This is a genomic window from Bradyrhizobium oligotrophicum (genome assembly GCF_051168495.1).
GTDB lineage: Bacteria > Pseudomonadota > Alphaproteobacteria > Rhizobiales > Xanthobacteraceae > Bradyrhizobium > Bradyrhizobium oligotrophicum_A.
The window spans coordinates 372,782-387,747 of sequence record NZ_JBNPVB010000001.1 but is presented as its reverse complement, the minus strand read 5'-3'; the positions used below and the strand labels follow the sequence as shown (position 1 = coordinate 387,747).

Below are 14,966 nucleotides of genomic sequence, written 5' to 3'. Positions count from 1 at the left end.
AACAGTGTCATTGCGAGCGTAGCGACTTGTCCACCTAAGCTCGGAGAGCGCAGGCCAGAGCAATCCAGAGTCCCGATGGGATTCTGGATTGCTTCGCTTACGCTCGCAATGACGACGGAGAGACGACCCGGCCCGCGCTTACGCGTACCTGCCGTGGCAGTGCTTGTACTTCTTGCCGGAGCCGCAGGGGCAGTCCTCGTTGCGGCCGATCTTGCCCCAGGTGGTGGGGTCGTTCGGGTTGCGCGCCTCGGCCGGGACCGGGGCGGCGGCCGAGGACGGCGCCAGGGAGACGTTGGCATACGCCAGTTCGTCCTCGCCGGTGGTCGGGTCGGCATGGTGCGCCTGCATCGGCGGCAGCGTGGGCTGCTGCTCCTCCGGCGGCACGATCTCGACCCGCATCAGCTGCGCGGTGACCGCTTCGCGCAGATGCGCGATCATCGCCTCGAACAGCGTGAACGCTTCCGACTTGTACTCCTGCAGCGGATCGCGCTGGCCATAACCACGCAGGCCGATGACCTGGCGCAGATGGTCGAGCATGATCAGGTGCTCGCGCCAGAGGTGGTCGAGCGTCTGCAGCAGGATCGTCTTCTCGACGTAGCGCATCACGTCCGGGCCCCATTGCGCGACCTTGGCGGCCATGCGCTCGTCGGCGTGGGTCTCGATGCGCTTGAGCAGCTCCTCGTCGGCGATGCCCTCTTCCTTGGCCCAGTCGTCGACAGGCAGTTCGACGTCGAGCACGCGCTTCAGCTCTTCCTTCAGGCCGGCCACGTCCCACTGCTCGGCATAGGCATGCTCCGGAACGTGCTTGGCGACGAGGTCGTCGATGAAGGCATGGCGCATGTCGGTGATGGTCTCGACCACGCTCTCGTCCTGCATCAGCTCGACGCGCTGGTCGAAGATCACCTTGCGCTGGTCGTTCTGGACGTTGTCGAACTTCAAGAGGTTCTTGCGGATGTCGAAGTTGCGCGCCTCGACCTTCTGCTGTGCCTTCTCCAGCGCCTTGTTGATCCAGGGATGGATGATGGCCTCGCCTTCCTTGAGGCCGAGCCGGGTCAGCATGCTGTCGAGCCGGTCGGAGCCGAAGATGCGCATCAGGTCGTCTTCCAGCGACAGGAAGAACTTCGAGCGGCCAGGATCGCCCTGGCGGCCGGAGCGGCCGCGCAGCTGGTTGTCGATGCGGCGGGATTCGTGGCGCTCCGAGCCGATGATGTAGAGGCCGCCGGGCTTGGTCACGGTCTTGGCCGGACGCGAGCCCTTGGCGGGCTCGATCTCGACCGTCTCCTCGGCCTTCAGCACGATCTCGCGGAAGCTGGCGATCTCGGCCTTGAGCTGCTCGATCTTGGCGGCCTTCTCGGCCTCGTCGGTGATGCTGGCCGTCTCCTGCTGCAGACGCATGTCCAGCGAGCCGCCGAGCTTGATGTCGGTACCGCGTCCCGCCATGTTGGTCGCGATCGTGATCGCGCCGGGCACGCCGGCCTCGGCCACGATATAGGCTTCCTGCTCGTGGAAGCGCGCGTTCAGGACCGCGAACAGCTTGGCCGGCTTGCCGGCGCGGGCCGCCGCATAGAGCTTGTCGAGCGCCCGCTCGCTGCCGAAATCGATCTGCTTGTAGCCGTGCTGCTTGAGATAGGCGGCGAGCACTTCCGACTTCTCGATCGAGGCGGTGCCGACCAGCACCGGCTGCAGCCGCGAGTTGGCGCGCTCGATCTCGGCCAGGATCGCGGCGTATTTCTCCTGCTGGGTGCGGTAGACCTCGTCGTCCTCGTCGAGACGCGCCACCGGCAGGTTGGTCGGGATCTCCAGCACCTCGAGCTTGTAGATGTCGAACAGCTCGTCGGCCTCGGTCGCGGCCGTGCCGGTCATGCCGGCGAGCTTGGAATACATGCGGAAGTAGTTCTGGAAGGTGATCGAGGCCAGGGTCTGGTTCTCGGGCTGCACCGGCTGGTGCTCCTTGGCCTCGAGCGCCTGGTGCAGGCCTTCCGAATAGCGCCGGCCCGGCATCATGCGGCCGGTGAACTCGTCGATGATGACGACCTCGCCGTCGCGGACGATGTAGTCCTTGTCGCGGGTGAACAGCGTGTGGGCGCGCAGCGCCTGGTTGATGTGGTGCACGACGGAGACGTTCTCGACGTCGTACAGCGATTCGCCCTTGAGCTGGCCGGCGTCGCGCAGCAGGGTCTCGATCTTCTCCATGCCGGCTTCGGTCAACGTGACCGTGCGCTGCTTCTCGTCGACATCGTAGTCGGACTTGTCGAGCTGCGGCACGAAGGTGTCGATGGTGTTGTAGAAGTCGGAGCGGTCGTCGAGCGGCCCGGAGATGATCAGCGGCGTGCGCGCCTCGTCGATCAGGATGGAGTCGACCTCGTCGACGATCGCGAAGTAGTGCCCGCGCTGGACCATGTCCTCCAGCCGGTACTTCATGTTGTCGCGCAGATAGTCGAAGCCGTATTCGTTGTTGGTGCCGTAGGTGATGTCACAGGCATAGGCCTGCTTGCGCTCGGCGTCGTCGAGGCCGTGGACGATGACGCCGGTGGTCAGACCGAGGAAGCCGTAGATCTGGCTCATCCAGCCGGCGTCGCGACGGGCGAGGTAATCGTTCACCGTCACGACATGGACGCCCTTGCCGGCCAGCGCGTTGAGGTAGACCGCGAGGGTCGCCACCAGGGTCTTGCCTTCGCCGGTCTTCATCTCGGCGATGTCGCCCTCGTGCAGCACCATGCCGCCGATCAGCTGGACGTCGAAATGGCGCTGGCCGAGGGTGCGCTTGGAGGCCTCGCGGACGGTGGCGAAGGCCGGCACCAGAATGTCGTCGAGCGTCTTGCCGTCGGCGAGCTGCGTCCTGAACTCCGCGGTGCGCGCCTTCAGCGCCTCGTCCGACAGCTTGGCAAGCTCCGGCTCCAGCGCATTGATGGCGTTGACACGGGCCTGGTAGCCCTTGACACGACGGTCGTTGGCGGAGCCGAAAAGCTTACGGGCGAGCGCGCCGATCATTGCTGAAATCCTGCCTCTGTAGGTCTGCGTTGCAGCCGTAACTCATGGTTTGGGTTTGCTGTTCCCGGCATGATGCACCGCAGCACCCGCGCCAGGCTCGAACGTCGGCGCCATCGGGCGGCCGTCAGATGAGTGGGAGACGAGCAAACCAGGGTCAACGGCCAAAAACGCAGCAAAATAAGCGCTATCGCCCTTGAAGCGATCGGGCAGAGATATGGCTGGGGGGGAACGTTGTCAACGGCGCCCGGCGCCGCGACGGCGCCCGCGAACATGGCCCCGATTTCACGAAATTGACAGACTTTTCGCGTTGCCAAGGCACGGCGATTGGGCGAGTGTCGCCGCCGCCCCAAAGGCCTCGCCCCCTGGAGCCCCCTTCTTCAAGACAAGGATTTTCCATGACCACGTCGTTCCCGGTTACGAAAACCGGCCTGCGCTTCGGACTTGCCACCGCTCTTGCCGGCAGTCTCGCGTTGTCCCTGCTCGTCAGCCCGGTGCGCGCGGCCGACGATGCCAACCCGGTGCTGGCCAAGGTGAACGGGGCCGAGATCCGCAAGAGCGACGTCGCGCTCGCCGAGGAGGAACTCGGGCCGAGCCTTGCGCAGATGGATCCGGCGACCAAGGACGAGAACGTGCTGTCGTTCCTGATCGACATGAAGCTCGTGTCCAAGGCGGCCGAGGACAAGAAGGTCGCCGACAGCGAGGACTTCAAGAAGCGCCTCGCCTTCACCCGTAGCCGCCTGCTGATGGACAGCCTGCTCGCCAGCGAGGGCAAGGCCGCGACCACGCCGGACGCGATGAAGAAGGTCTATGAGGAGGCCTCCAAGCAGATCGGCGGCGAGCAGGAGGTGCATGCGCGCCACATCCTGGTCGAGACCGAGGACGAGGCCAAGGCCGTCAAGGCCGAGCTCGCCAAGGGCGCCGATTTCGCCGAGCTCGCCAAGAAGAAGTCCAAGGACCCCGGCGCCTCCGACGGCGGCGACCTCGGCTTCTTCACCAAGGAGCAGATGGTGCCGGAATTCGCCAACGTCGCCTTCGCGCTGGAGCCGGGCAAGATTTCCGATCCGGTCAAGACCCAGTTCGGCTGGCACGTCATCAAGGTCGAAGAGAAGCGCAGCCGCAAGCCGCCGGAGTTCGACCAGGTCAAGGGCCAGATCGAGACCTACGTCACCCGCAAGGCCCAGGCCGACTACGTCGGCAAGCTGCGCGAGGCCGCCAAGATCGAGCGCCTGGACAAGCCGGCTGCCACCGACGCTGCCAAGCCGGCCGACGCGAAGCCGGCCGAGCCGGCGAAGAAGTAAGCGGTTCGCTTCTAACGCGACGTCGTCGGCTCGAAACAGAGTTGTCAGACAGCCGTGACCGTCGCGTCACAAAGGGTGTCGTCCCGGCCTCCGCGCCGGGACCCATACCGCGTGATGTGTGGAATGGGCACGCGGCCAATACCGCGGATCACGACTAAATCCTGTGGTTATGGATCCCCGCGTTCGCGGGGATGACACTGTGGGTGTTGCAAGCCTCTCCCGTATCATTGACCGAGATGATACAGAGCGCTTCCCGCTCATCCCTGCCGGAAGCTTCTCGATGTCCTCAGCCGTCTCCCCGCTCGCCCCGACCGAAATCCCCGACATGCCCGCCGTTGCGGGCGTCAAGCTGGCGACCGCGGCGGCCGGCATCCGCTACAAGAACCGCACCGACGTGCTGCTGGCGCTGCTCGATCCCGGCACCACGGTGGCCGGCGTGTTCACGCTGTCGAAATGCCCATCGGCCCCGGTCGAATGGTGCCGGGCGAAGCTCAAGGGCGGCAAGGCCCGCGCGCTGGTGGTCAATTCCGGCAACGCCAACGCGTTCACCGGCAAGACCGGCAAGCAGTCGACGGCGCTGACGGCATCGATCGCGGCCAAGGCAGTCGGCTGCAAGCAGGACGAGATCTTCCTCGCCTCGACCGGCGTCATCGGCGAGCCGCTCGACGCCACCAAGTTCGACGGCGTGCTGGAGGGCCTCGCCGGCACCGCGGCGCCCGAGGACTGGATGGGCGCGGCGCGCGCCATCATGACCACCGACACCTTCCCGAAGGTCGCGACCGCCACCGTCAAGCTCGGCAAGGCCAAGGTGACGATCAACGGCATGGCCAAGGGCGCCGGCATGATCGCGCCCGACATGGCGACGATGCTGTCCTTCATCTTCACCGACGCGCCGATCACGGCCCCTGCCCTGCAGGCGCTGCTCAAGGCCGGCGTCGAGGACACGTTCAACGCGGTGACGATCGACGGCGACACCTCGACCTCCGACACGCTGCTCGCCTTCGCCACCGGCGCCGCCGCGGCCAAGGGTGCGCCGAAGATCAGCCGCGCCGGCGATCCCCGTGCGAAAGCCTTCGTCAAGGCGTTCAACGCCGTCCTGGCCGACCTCGCCGAGCAGGTCGCGCGCGACGGCGAGGGCGCTCGCAAGCTGGTCGAGATCATCGTCGAGGGCGCCAAGAACAAGCCGTCCGCCCGCAGAATCGCGATGTCGATCGCCAACTCGCCGCTGGTGAAGACCGCGATCGCCGGCGAGGACGCCAATTGGGGCCGCGTCGTCATGGCCGTGGGCAAGGCCGGCGAGCCGGCCGACCGCGACAAGCTCTCGATCTCCTTCAACGGCATCCGCGTGGCGTCGAAGGGCGCGCGCGATCCGTCCTATGACGAGAAGGAGGTCTCGGAGGCGATGAAGGCGCAGACCATCCAGATCAAGGTCGCACTCGGCCTCGGCAAGGGCCGCGACCGCGTGCTGACCTGCGACCTGACCAAGGAATATGTCGCGATCAACGGCGACTACAGGTCCTAAACGTTGCCGCATCCGGATTGAGACCCCGGTCGGCGCCGTTGCGCTCTCCGGGGATACTGGTTCCGCTTAGCTCGCGATGCGGGCGTCCGCGACCGCCTTCTTGAACAGCGCGTTCATCGCATCCGCAATGCCCTGGGTCGGCGACACCTCGAAGTAGAACCCGTCCGAGGCACAGGCCTGCATCTTCTGCGCGATCTCGCTGTTCGGCGACGGACCGAACGGGCCCTTGTTGAAGGGGTCGATCCAGGTCATGTACCAGCTGTTGGTCGGCAGTTGCAGATAGGTGGTGTAGAGCACGGCGATCTTGATGCCGCGGTTCTTCAACGCGGTGCAGAGTGCCGGATTGATCGGCGACTGGCAGCGGTTGCCGCTGGCCTTGGCCTTCAGGCAGGCGGCATTGCTCTCGTCGGCGACGCCGTCCGAGACGAAGAACAGATATTTCAGCGGCGAGCCCGACGTGCCGTCGCCCGGGGTCGAGATATCGTTGTTGATCGCGGGAAAGACGGTGGTGAACGGCGTGTCCTTGTCGGCCGTATAGGAATCGTTGTTGCCGTAGACCCCCATCAGGTCGATGTTGCCGGCGGCGCTCTTGGCGCTGGACAGGCTCGAAGACAGCGAAAACAGCGCACGCAGGCCGATCGTCTTCGACGCCGCGCCGAAATCGTAGATCGCCATCCGGAACTGGCTGGAATAGGTCTGCATCTGCTGCGCCGTGTCCATCAGTTGCTGGGTGGCGCTGCGCAGCACGTCGATCCGCGTGGTGACGCCGAGCGTCTTGGCGAGATTGTAGTAGTTGTTGGAATCGTTGTAGTCGTGGCAGGCGAAGGCACACTTGTCGGAGGTCGCGTTGATCATCCTGGTCACGTCGGCCGGCGTCGCCGCGACGCCCATCGACGGCGAATTGTCGAGCAACAGATAGAAGTCGATGTATTTCGGCATCGAGGCCTTCGCCGTCGATGAGCCCTGCAGCGACATGGTCTTGAAGCCGACGATGCTCATGAACATCGTCGGCACGGTGGCCGAGAACGATACCGTGGCGGTCACGACGGAGCCCGACTTTTTCACCTCGGGCGTGATGCTGTTCAGCGTATAGCCCGTGGTGCCGGACATGTTGCCGTTGAAGATCTTCCTGGCGTCGTCATTTCCGGCGGGGATGACGCCGTCGGTCGTCATCGAGCCCGCCGCGATGAAGGCCGGCGAGGTCCTCGACACGGCGCCGACCGAGGCGGCGTCCACCGCCGACTGCAGCTTGGCGCGCATCTGGTTGGTGCGGCTGTAATCGATGCCGCAGCCGACCGCCGTGATCAGCGGGACGCAGACGATGGCGAACGTCACCGCGACGTTGCCGCTGACGTCGCGACGCAGGCGGGCGAGCAGACCAAAAAGAATGCGCATGAAATATGCCTAGAGAACCATGAGGGTGTCACGGCGGACACCCGTGAAAATACGTCCAGGCCCATTAAGGTTGGCTTATTTCCATCGTGGAATCAGGGCTCGAAACAGCCTAGGTTAAGAATCCCTCAACAGGCGCGTCCGGCTGTTTCGGTTCGATCGAGCGGACAGCGCACATTCCAGGCTCGACCGACCGGATCATGCCCGACTTGAAACTTACCCTCGTGGTCGCCTGCGCGCTCGTCGACGCCGATAATCGCGTGCTGCTGGCGCAGCGGCCGCCCGGCAAGACGCTTGCGGGGCTCTGGGAATTTCCCGGCGGCAAGCTCGAGCCGGGCGAACGCCCGGAAGCCAGCCTGATCCGCGAACTCGACGAGGAACTCGGCATCACCGTGCGCGAGGCTTGTCTCGCGCCGCTAACCTTCGCCAGCCACGCCTATGAGACGTTCCATCTGCTGATGCCGCTGTACATCTGCCGGCGCTGGGAGGGACTGGCCACGGCACGCGAGGGTCAGCAACTGGCCTGGGTGCGGCCCAACAAACTGCGCGACTATCCGATGCCGCCCGCGGACATTCCGCTGCTGCCGCACCTGATCGATCTACTGATGTGAGGCGCGCCGCGCCCGGCGATGACGAGTTTCGCTACTCGTCGTTCCCCATGCTTGGGCTGCGCTTCACCGCCGCCTCCAGGCTCACCGTCGCGGACCCCGGCTTCAGCGGCTTCTGCTGGCTGTCATGCGGGGCCCAGCCGGACATCCAGATGATGTCGAAGGTGGCGCGGATGCGGCCGTCGGGATCGGCAAAGCGCTCGGCATAGATCGCGGCCATGCGCAGCAAGGTGGCGCGGCGCAGCGGCATGCGGCGGCGTTCGACCAGACTGTTGGTCGCGCCCATGCGGCGGAGATCCTGCATCAGGGCGAACGCACTGGCATAGCGCACCACGACGCGGTCGACGTCGGCGACGGGCAGCGCAAAGCCGGCCCGCTGCAGCAGCCCGCCGACATCGCGCAGATCGGCGAACGGCGCGACGCGCGGCGACACGCCGCCCTCGATTTCGGCCTCGGCGGCCGCGAAGCTCTGCCGCAGCTCGGTCAGCGTGTCGCCGCCGATCATGGCTGCGAGCAGCAGGCCATCGGGGCGCAGGGCGCGGCGGATTTGCACCAGCAGTCCAGGCAGATCGTTGACGAACTGGAACGCCAGCGCCGACAGCGCCAGTTCGAGCGACTGCGGCGCCAGCGGCAGCGTTTCGTCCCCCGTGTCGGGCGCAGCGATAGGCGCGAGCTGCGAGAGGCGTCCCGCGAGATACGGCTGCAAGCCCGTGCCCGGCGTCCAGACGTCGGCCGCCTGCGTGAAGGACCGGTTCACGGCGGCGAGGCGATCCGCAAGATCCTCGGCCACGCGGTCCAGCAGGAACGTCTCCGGCGCAATTGCAGCCCGCCGCTGCCGGCGCGCAAGCAGGTTTCGATCGAACACAATGGGCGCAGAAGCGGGCTGAGTCATGCGGGGCTGGTTACGACGATCCTCGCGGCCGGGCAATGCGCCGCTTGAGCCGTGCTGGCTGCGGCGGTAGCCTCGACGGATGTACGTCACGTTTGCCCCCATCAGCGTCGGACGACTCCGTGCAGCCGCCAGCGCGCTGCATGGCGGCCTTGCTCATATGGCCAAGCTCGCGCTCGACATCGCGCTGCCGACCCTTTGCATCGCCTGCCGGGAGCCGGTCGACGGCGAGGGCGTCTGCGCAGCCTGCTGGGGCAAATTGTCGTTCATCGAGCGGCCCTACTGCCCGAAGCTCGGCATCCCCTTCGTCTACGATCCCGGTCCCGAGCTGCTGTCGATGGAGGCGATCGCGGCGCCCCCGGCCTATGCCAAGGCGCGCGCCGCGGTGCGCTATGACGAGGTCGCGCAGACCCTGGTGCATCAGCTGAAATATCAGGACCGCACCGATCTGGCGCCGATCATGGGCCGCTGGATGGCGCGCGCCGGCCGCGAGCTGCTGGCCGATGCCGACCTGCTGGTGCCGGTGCCGCTGCATTGGCGGCGCGGCTTTTCCCGCCGCTACAACCAGTCCGGCGCGCTGGCGCGGGTGGTCGCGCGCGCGAGCGGCGTCAGGCTGCAGGGCGACGCGCTGCGCCGCGTGCGCGCCACCGAGCAGCAAATCGGCCTGTCGCGCTCCCAGCGTGCCAGCAATGTGCAGGGCGCATTCCAGGTATCGGCGGACCGCCTGCACGATGTGCAGGGGCGCCGCGTCGTGATCGTCGACGATGTCCTGACCACCGGCGCCACGGTGGATGCCTGCGCCCGCGCTCTGCTGCGCGCCAAGGCGACCGAGGTCCGCGTGCTGGTCTTCGCCCGGGTTGTCGATGCGCCCCGCGCTCCCATATAATCTGACAATTCCGTAACAGCTGAGCGCGACATGACCACTGCTGCGATCGAAATCTACACCCGGCCCGGATGCGGCTACTGCACGGCCGCGAAATCGCTCCTGACCCGCAAGAACGTCCCCTTCACCGAGCACGACGCGGGCAAGGATCCGACGGTCCGGCAAAAGATGTATGATCGTGTCGGCCCGGGCTCGACCTTTCCGCAAATCTTCATCGGCCAGACCCATATCGGCGGCTGCGACGATCTCTATGCGCTCGATCGCGAGGGCAGGCTCGACGCCATGCTGACGGGAGACAAACTGGCCGAAGACAAGGCGACATCATGAGCAACGACCGCAGCTTTACCGCCGCCATGGTGCAGATGCGGACCGCGCTGCTGCCCGAGCCGAGCCTCGAGCAGGGCACCAGGCTGATCCGGGAAGCGGTCGCGCAGGGCGCGCAATACGTCCAGACGCCGGAAGTGAGCAACATGATGCAGCTCAACCGCACGGCGCTGTTCGAGCAGCTCAAGAGCGAGGAGGACGATCCCTCGCTCAGGGCCTACCGCGCGCTGGCCAAGGAGCTGAATATCCATCTGCACATCGGGTCACTGGCGCTGCGCTTCTCCGCAGAGAAGGCGGTGAACCGCTCGTTCCTGATCGGGCCCGACGGCCAGGTGCTGGCGAGCTACGACAAGATCCACATGTTCGACATCGACCTGCCGGGCGGCGAGAGCTATCGCGAATCCGCCAACTATCAGCCCGGCGAGACGGCCGTGATCTCGGACCTGCCCTGGGGCCGGCTCGGGCTGACGATCTGCTACGACGTGCGCTTTCCGGCGTTGTACCGTGCGCTGGCCGAAAGCGGCGCCTCCTTCATCAGCGTGCCCTCCGCCTTCACCCGCAAGACCGGCGAGGCGCATTGGCACACGTTACTGCGCGCCCGTGCCATCGAGACCGGCTGCTTCGTGTTCGCAGCCGCCCAGTGCGGGCTGCACGAGAACAAGCGCGAGACCTTCGGTCATTCGCTGATCATCGACCCCTGGGGCGAGATTCTCGCCGAGGGCGGCGTCGAGCCCGGCGTGATCCTGGCGCGCATCGATCCGGCGCGGGTCGAGAGCGTGCGCCAGACCATTCCCTCGCTGCAGCACGGCCGCCGGTTCGGCCTCGCCGATCCCAACGCGGGTCCGGATTATCTGCACCTGGTGCGGGGTTCGGCATGATCCGCTACGCGCTGCGCTGCGAGCGTGATCACACCTTCGAAAGCTGGTTTCAGAGCTCGTCGGCCTACGACCAGCAGGTGAAGCGAAAGCTGGTGGAATGCCCGACCTGCGGCTCGACCAAGGTCGAAAAGGCGATCATGGCACCGCGCATCGTCAGCAAGAAGGGCCGCGATGTCGCGCCGGCGGCTGCCGTGCCTGCGTCCGCGCCGCCGACGCAGGAGGTGATCCCGCCGGGATCGACGTCGCTCATGATGGCGCAGGAGCGCGAGCTGCGCGCCAAGCTCAAGGAGCTGCGCGACCACATCGTCAAGAACGCCGACGACGTCGGCGAGCGCTTTCCGACCGAAGCGCGCAAGATGCATTACGGCGAGACCGAACACCGGCCGATCTATGGCGAGGCCTCGCTCGACGAGGCCCGCGAACTGATCGATGAAGGCATCGAGGTCGCCCCGATCCCGGTGCTGCCGGACGACCGGAATTGAGGGTTAGAGCCGGCCAGTTCCGCAGCGCTCGCGCGCGAACCAAGCGCAACTCTCGATGACTCTGCGTCATTGCGAGCGAAGCGACGCAATCCAGCAGCCAAGCGAACACTCCGGATTGCTTCGCTCGCAGTGACGGAGGAAGAGCTCAGCCTCTCTCCTCCTTCCGTCGTCTGAGCAACACATCCGTCAGAGCGACATTGATGTCCCCTCTCTCCTCCTCCTGGCAACTCTGGGCTCTCCTGTCCGCGCTGTTCGCGGCGCTGACCGCGATCTTCGCCAAGGTGGGCGTCGAGGGCATCAACTCCGATCTCGCCACCCTCATCCGTACAACGATCGTGCTGGTGACGCTGGCCATGATCCTGTTTGCGACGGGGCAGCTCACGAGCCCCGGACCGATCTCGCCACGAAGCTGGGTGTTCCTGACGCTGTCGGCGCTCGGCACCGGCGCCTCCTGGCTGTGCTACTTTCGCGCGCTCAAGCTCGGACCGGCGACATTGGTCGCGCCGATCGACAAGCTCAGCGTCGTCCTGGTGGCGCTGTTCGGCGTCGTGTTTCTCGGCGAACGGCCCTCGCCGCAGGGCTGGATCGGCATCGCCCTGATCGCCGGCGGCGCCGTGCTGATCGCGATCAAGGGCTGATCACACTGCGATCAGCAGCGCCACGCCGGCGACGATCAGCACGATGCCGCAGACCTCGCGCAGCGACACCGGCTGCTTGAACGAATAGTACGAGACGCCCTGCGCGAACAGCACCTCGACCAGCGCCAGGGTGCGGACGTTGGCCGCCGCGGTCAACGCAAACGCCAGGAACCAGAACTGCGAGGCGAAGGCGCCGACGAAGCCGGCCATCATGGACGGTCGCCATAGCGACAGGATGCCGCGCAAGACGTCCGGAGCGCGCGCCAGCAGATAGACGGTGAGGATGGCCGTCTGCACGAACAGCCCCCAGACCAGCGTGGTGGACGCGGCGGTGACGAAAGATACGCCGTCGACAGTGATGATGGCGCCGCGGAAGCCGACGGCCGACAGCGCGAACGCGGCCGCTGCGACGAGCCCCATGACGGTCGGCTTCAACTCGGCAAAGCTCTTTTCGCCGCCGGGCCTGAGCGCGGTGATGACGACGCCGATGGTGGCGATCAGGATGGCGATCACCTTCGGCACCGACAGCGGATCGCCAAGGAAGATGAAGCCGAAGATCGCGGTCTGGATCGCTTCCGTTTTCAGATAGGCCGTCGTGACCACGAAGGAGCGGTCGGTCATCGCCAGCAGCATCAAACCGGTGGCAATGATCTGGCTGAGCGCGCCGAGCAGCAGCCACGGCCAGAACGCGGCCGAGGGCCATGGCAGGCGATCGCCGGTGGCCAGCAACACCGCGGTCAGGAACACGAGCGAGAACGGAAACCCGAACAGGAAGCGGATGTTGGTCGCGCCCCAGGTGCCGAGCTTCGCCGTCAGCGACCGCTGCATCGCATTGCGCGCGACCTGACCGGCCGCGGCCACCAGCGTGAAGGGAATCCAGAGCGAGGCGATGGAAAACATGCGGGGCACGGTGCGGCTGTGAGGGCCGGCCACCGTGACCATCGCGGCGCGCCGGGTCAACCGTGCAGGCGGAGATTCAGCCGCATGTCAGGATTGCAGATCGCGGCAGACCGGTCGGCGCATTTCCAAGGCTTGTGGTACACTCTCGCCGCACAACCGGTGTCGTCCCTGCGAACGCAGGGACCCATAACCACCGGCTTCAGTTGGGTTGGACAATCCATCCAAGCGATGGCGCGGCTATGTATTATGTCTACATTCTCGCAAGCGGCCGTCACGGCACCTTGTATATCGGCGTGACCAACTCGTTGCAGACACGGCTCGAGCAGCATCGCAAAGGCGAAGGCTCGCAGTTCGTCAAGAAGTACGCGGTCTTTCGCCTCGTCTACGTCGAACCCCATGCTGTCGCCGAAGAGGCGATCACCCGCGAGAAACAACTGAAGCGCTGGAAGCGCGACTGGAAGATCGAGTTGATCGAGCGCGACAATCTCGAATGGCGAGATCTCAGCGATCTGATCTCCTAGCGTGCCCCAAACTCCTCCCTGGGGTTATGGGTCCCTGCGTTCGCAGGGACGACACCGGTTGTGGAGCAACATGCGGACTGGGCCGGCGACACCGAAAGCGAAGCTCGCGCAAGAAACAAAGCTGTCGTCCCGGGCAAGCCCGGTGACGCGAAGCGTCAGCGGGCGCAGACCCGGGACCCATACCGCGTGATCTGTCTTGAGGCGGGATGAACATTGAACTTGTCGCGCCAGGGAAAGCCCGCTAGCGACCAATCTCCCAGCGTGCCCCAAACCCCTCCCTGGGGTTATGGGTCCCTGCGTTCGCAGGGACGACACTATTGGTGGAGCAACATCCGGGCTGACCAGAATAAATCTGGCCTCACACCATCTGTTCCGCGACCATCATGTAGTTCACGTCCATGTCGGTCGACAGGCTCCAGCGGTCGGCGAACGGGCTGTAGACGACACCGCTCTGCTCGGTGATGACGAGGCGGTTGTCGAGCAGGTACTTCGTCAGTTCGTCAGGAGTGACGAACTTGCTCCATTCATGGGTGCCACGCGGCAGCCAGCGCAGCACGTATTCGGCGCCGACGATGGCGAGCGCAAAACTCTTCCAATTGCGGTTCAGGGTCGAGACCACCATCATCCCGCCCGGCTTCAGCACCGCGGCGCAGCGACCGAGAAAGGCGCCGACGTCGGTGACGTGCTCGACGACCTCCATCGCCAATACGATGTCGAAGCGCTCGCGCGGGTCCATCTCCTCGATCGTGGTGCAGCGATAGTCGATCGACAGATGGCCCTTTTCGGCATGCAGCCTGGCGGCGGCGATGTTGCTGGCCGAGGGATCGACGCCGACGACCTGCGCGCCCAGCCGCGTGAACGGCTCGCACAGCAGGCCGGCGCCGCAACCGATGTCGAGCATGCGCAGCCCCGCCAGGCAATTGAGGCTCTTGGCGTTGCGCTCGAACTTCCGGCAGGCGGCGTCGCGGATGTAGGTCAGGCGCAGCGGGTTGATCTTGTGCAAGGGCGCCATCTTGCCCTTGGGATCCCACCAGGTCTCTGACAGCTTCGAGAACTTGGCGATCTCGGCCGGATCGACCGTGGAGCCCGGAGAACCAGGGGTGCTGCGAGAATCCTGAGGCATTGTCATTGCTGAATACTCAAATGATCGAATCTAGCGCACAGTGATGGCGTTACGAAACGCCAACGGCTCCGCGATCGTCGGGATCTTCTCGTGACCTTCGCCTACACCCTTGATGGTGACGTCACCGTAATTGAGAAGCCGTCCCATGATGGTCTGGTTGACGTCCACGCTCTCGACCTTGTCGAGGGCCATCTCGAAGGTACGGCGCCGGATGAAGCCGGTTTTGTGAACGACCCGGCGATTGGTGACGTCGGTCTCGGTGGTGAGACGGTGGAACCAGGCGCGGACCGTCCAATACAACGCCACCAGGGCCATGACGGCCGCCGTTGCCAGGCACAGCATCACGAGGTTGTCGTTCAAGGTCATGCGGGAGAGAACGAGCAGGCCGAACACGACGATCCAGGCCCCGATCGCCGGCAGATAAAAAATCCAATGCGCATTGGTCGAATACAGCACCTTCTCGCCGGGTTGCAGGATTTCGTCGATATAACGCGCCATACCAATCCTCTACCCCACT

15 protein-coding genes are annotated in these 14,966 nt (G+C 65.4%); 9 read left to right on the top strand and 6 right to left on the bottom strand.

All coding sequences use genetic code 11. From position 1 onward, the window contains the following. Window positions 1–138: 138 nt before the first annotated feature. Window positions 139–2,991 carry a preprotein translocase subunit SecA gene (gene secA / locus ACQR1B_RS01680; RefSeq protein WP_434831547.1) on the bottom strand — a complete coding sequence of 951 codons (2,853 nt, stop codon included), beginning with the start codon at window positions 2,989–2,991 and terminating at the stop codon, window positions 139–141. 395 nt (window positions 2,992–3,386) lie between these two features. On the opposite strand from secA, the gene ACQR1B_RS01675 reads away from it, so the two are divergent. Then, window positions 3,387–4,289: a peptidylprolyl isomerase gene (locus tag ACQR1B_RS01675; RefSeq protein ID WP_434831548.1), complete on the top strand. Its 903-nt coding sequence runs from the start codon at window positions 3,387–3,389 to the stop codon at window positions 4,287–4,289. Between the two features lie 280 nt (window positions 4,290–4,569). Continuing rightward, a complete protein-coding gene (argJ, locus tag ACQR1B_RS01670; RefSeq protein WP_434831549.1) occupies window positions 4,570–5,811 on the top strand; it encodes a bifunctional glutamate N-acetyltransferase/amino-acid acetyltransferase ArgJ in 1,242 nt (413 codons plus the stop codon). A gap of 66 nt (window positions 5,812–5,877) precedes the next feature. Here argJ and ACQR1B_RS01665 read toward each other — a convergent pair whose 3' ends face one another. Next, entirely contained in the window at window positions 5,878–7,206 is a 1,329-nt protein-coding gene (locus tag ACQR1B_RS01665) for a TadE/TadG family type IV pilus assembly protein (protein WP_434831550.1), read from the bottom strand. Window positions 7,207–7,403: 197 nt separating this feature from the next. Between ACQR1B_RS01665 and ACQR1B_RS01660 the strand changes: the two genes are divergently transcribed. Further along, window positions 7,404–7,814: a (deoxy)nucleoside triphosphate pyrophosphohydrolase gene (locus ACQR1B_RS01660; RefSeq protein ID WP_434831551.1), complete on the top strand. Its 411-nt coding sequence runs from the start codon at window positions 7,404–7,406 to the stop codon at window positions 7,812–7,814. Between the two features lie 31 nt (window positions 7,815–7,845). Here ACQR1B_RS01660 and ACQR1B_RS01655 read toward each other — a convergent pair whose 3' ends face one another. Beyond that, window positions 7,846–8,703: a methyltransferase domain-containing protein gene (locus tag ACQR1B_RS01655; protein ID WP_434831552.1), complete on the bottom strand. Its 858-nt coding sequence runs from the start codon at window positions 8,701–8,703 to the stop codon at window positions 7,846–7,848. A 79-nt stretch (window positions 8,704–8,782) separates the two neighbouring features. On the opposite strand from ACQR1B_RS01655, the gene ACQR1B_RS01650 reads away from it, so the two are divergent. From ACQR1B_RS01650 to ACQR1B_RS01630, 5 genes are all read left to right on the top strand, one after another. After that, window positions 8,783–9,586 (top strand): ComF family protein, encoded by an 804-nt coding sequence (locus ACQR1B_RS01650; protein WP_434831553.1) that lies wholly within the window; start codon window positions 8,783–8,785, stop codon window positions 9,584–9,586. 30 nt (window positions 9,587–9,616) lie between these two features. Continuing rightward, a complete protein-coding gene (gene grxC, locus ACQR1B_RS01645; RefSeq protein WP_434831554.1) occupies window positions 9,617–9,910 on the top strand; it encodes a glutaredoxin 3 in 294 nt (97 codons plus the stop codon). Then, window positions 9,907–10,785 carry a carbon-nitrogen hydrolase family protein gene (locus ACQR1B_RS01640; RefSeq protein WP_434831555.1) on the top strand — a complete coding sequence of 293 codons (879 nt, stop codon included), beginning with the start codon at window positions 9,907–9,909 and terminating at the stop codon, window positions 10,783–10,785. The genes grxC and ACQR1B_RS01640 overlap by 4 nt, the downstream gene beginning before the upstream one ends. Next, window positions 10,782–11,267 (top strand): DUF1178 family protein, encoded by a 486-nt coding sequence (locus ACQR1B_RS01635; RefSeq protein WP_434831556.1) that lies wholly within the window; start codon window positions 10,782–10,784, stop codon window positions 11,265–11,267. Before ACQR1B_RS01640 ends, ACQR1B_RS01635 begins: the two co-directional genes overlap by 4 nt. 200 nt (window positions 11,268–11,467) lie before the next feature. Further along, entirely contained in the window at window positions 11,468–11,905 is a 438-nt protein-coding gene (locus ACQR1B_RS01630; protein WP_434831557.1) for an EamA family transporter, read from the top strand. Here ACQR1B_RS01630 and ACQR1B_RS01625 read toward each other — a convergent pair whose 3' ends face one another. After that, window positions 11,906–12,805 carry an EamA family transporter gene (locus tag ACQR1B_RS01625; RefSeq protein WP_434831558.1) on the bottom strand — a complete coding sequence of 300 codons (900 nt, stop codon included), beginning with the start codon at window positions 12,803–12,805 and terminating at the stop codon, window positions 11,906–11,908. Window positions 12,806–13,044: 239 nt separating this feature from the next. Here ACQR1B_RS01625 and ACQR1B_RS01620 point away from each other — a divergent pair, with 239 nt between their 5' ends. After that, a complete protein-coding gene (locus ACQR1B_RS01620) occupies window positions 13,045–13,326 on the top strand; it encodes a GIY-YIG nuclease family protein (RefSeq protein WP_434831559.1) in 282 nt (93 codons plus the stop codon). Window positions 13,327–13,684: 358 nt separating this feature from the next. On the opposite strand, the gene ubiG is transcribed toward ACQR1B_RS01620, so the two are convergent. Both ubiG and ACQR1B_RS01610 read right to left on the bottom strand, forming a co-directional pair. Beyond that, the gene (gene ubiG / locus ACQR1B_RS01615; RefSeq protein WP_434831619.1) at window positions 13,685–14,449 is read right to left on the bottom strand and encodes a bifunctional 2-polyprenyl-6-hydroxyphenol methylase/3-demethylubiquinol 3-O-methyltransferase UbiG; all 765 of its coding nucleotides are present in this window, start codon (window positions 14,447–14,449) and stop codon (window positions 13,685–13,687) included. Between the two features lie 30 nt (window positions 14,450–14,479). Beyond that, window positions 14,480–14,947, bottom strand: a complete 468-nt coding sequence (locus ACQR1B_RS01610) for a PH domain-containing protein (RefSeq protein ID WP_434831560.1) — start codon at window positions 14,945–14,947, stop codon at window positions 14,480–14,482. Window positions 14,948–14,966 lie beyond the last annotated feature (19 nt).

Bases quoted from the DNA above. Each gene is read 5' to 3' on its own strand.
- ubiG (WP_434831619.1), bottom strand. From the start codon at position 14,449: ATGCCTCAGGATTCTCGCAGCACCCCTGGTTCTCCGGGCTCCACGGTC.
- ACQR1B_RS01665 (WP_434831550.1), bottom strand. From the start codon at position 7,206: ATGCGCATTCTTTTTGGTCTGCTCGCCCGCCTGCGTCGCGACGTCAGC.
- ACQR1B_RS01655 (WP_434831552.1), bottom strand. From the start codon at position 8,703: ATGACTCAGCCCGCTTCTGCGCCCATTGTGTTCGATCGAAACCTGCTT.
- ACQR1B_RS01635 (WP_434831556.1), top strand. From the start codon at position 10,782: ATGATCCGCTACGCGCTGCGCTGCGAGCGTGATCACACCTTCGAAAGC.
- ACQR1B_RS01620 (WP_434831559.1), top strand. From the start codon at position 13,045: ATGTATTATGTCTACATTCTCGCAAGCGGCCGTCACGGCACCTTGTAT.
- ACQR1B_RS01660 (WP_434831551.1), top strand. From the start codon at position 7,404: ATGCCCGACTTGAAACTTACCCTCGTGGTCGCCTGCGCGCTCGTCGAC.
- ACQR1B_RS01630 (WP_434831557.1), top strand. From the start codon at position 11,468: ATGTCCCCTCTCTCCTCCTCCTGGCAACTCTGGGCTCTCCTGTCCGCG.
- ACQR1B_RS01650 (WP_434831553.1), top strand. From the start codon at position 8,783: ATGTACGTCACGTTTGCCCCCATCAGCGTCGGACGACTCCGTGCAGCC.
- ACQR1B_RS01640 (WP_434831555.1), top strand. From the start codon at position 9,907: ATGAGCAACGACCGCAGCTTTACCGCCGCCATGGTGCAGATGCGGACC.
- ACQR1B_RS01610 (WP_434831560.1), bottom strand. From the start codon at position 14,947: ATGGCGCGTTATATCGACGAAATCCTGCAACCCGGCGAGAAGGTGCTG.
- secA (WP_434831547.1), bottom strand. From the start codon at position 2,991: ATGATCGGCGCGCTCGCCCGTAAGCTTTTCGGCTCCGCCAACGACCGT.
- grxC (WP_434831554.1), top strand. From the start codon at position 9,617: ATGACCACTGCTGCGATCGAAATCTACACCCGGCCCGGATGCGGCTAC.
- ACQR1B_RS01625 (WP_434831558.1), bottom strand. From the start codon at position 12,805: ATGTTTTCCATCGCCTCGCTCTGGATTCCCTTCACGCTGGTGGCCGCG.
- argJ (WP_434831549.1), top strand. From the start codon at position 4,570: ATGTCCTCAGCCGTCTCCCCGCTCGCCCCGACCGAAATCCCCGACATG.
- ACQR1B_RS01675 (WP_434831548.1), top strand. From the start codon at position 3,387: ATGACCACGTCGTTCCCGGTTACGAAAACCGGCCTGCGCTTCGGACTT.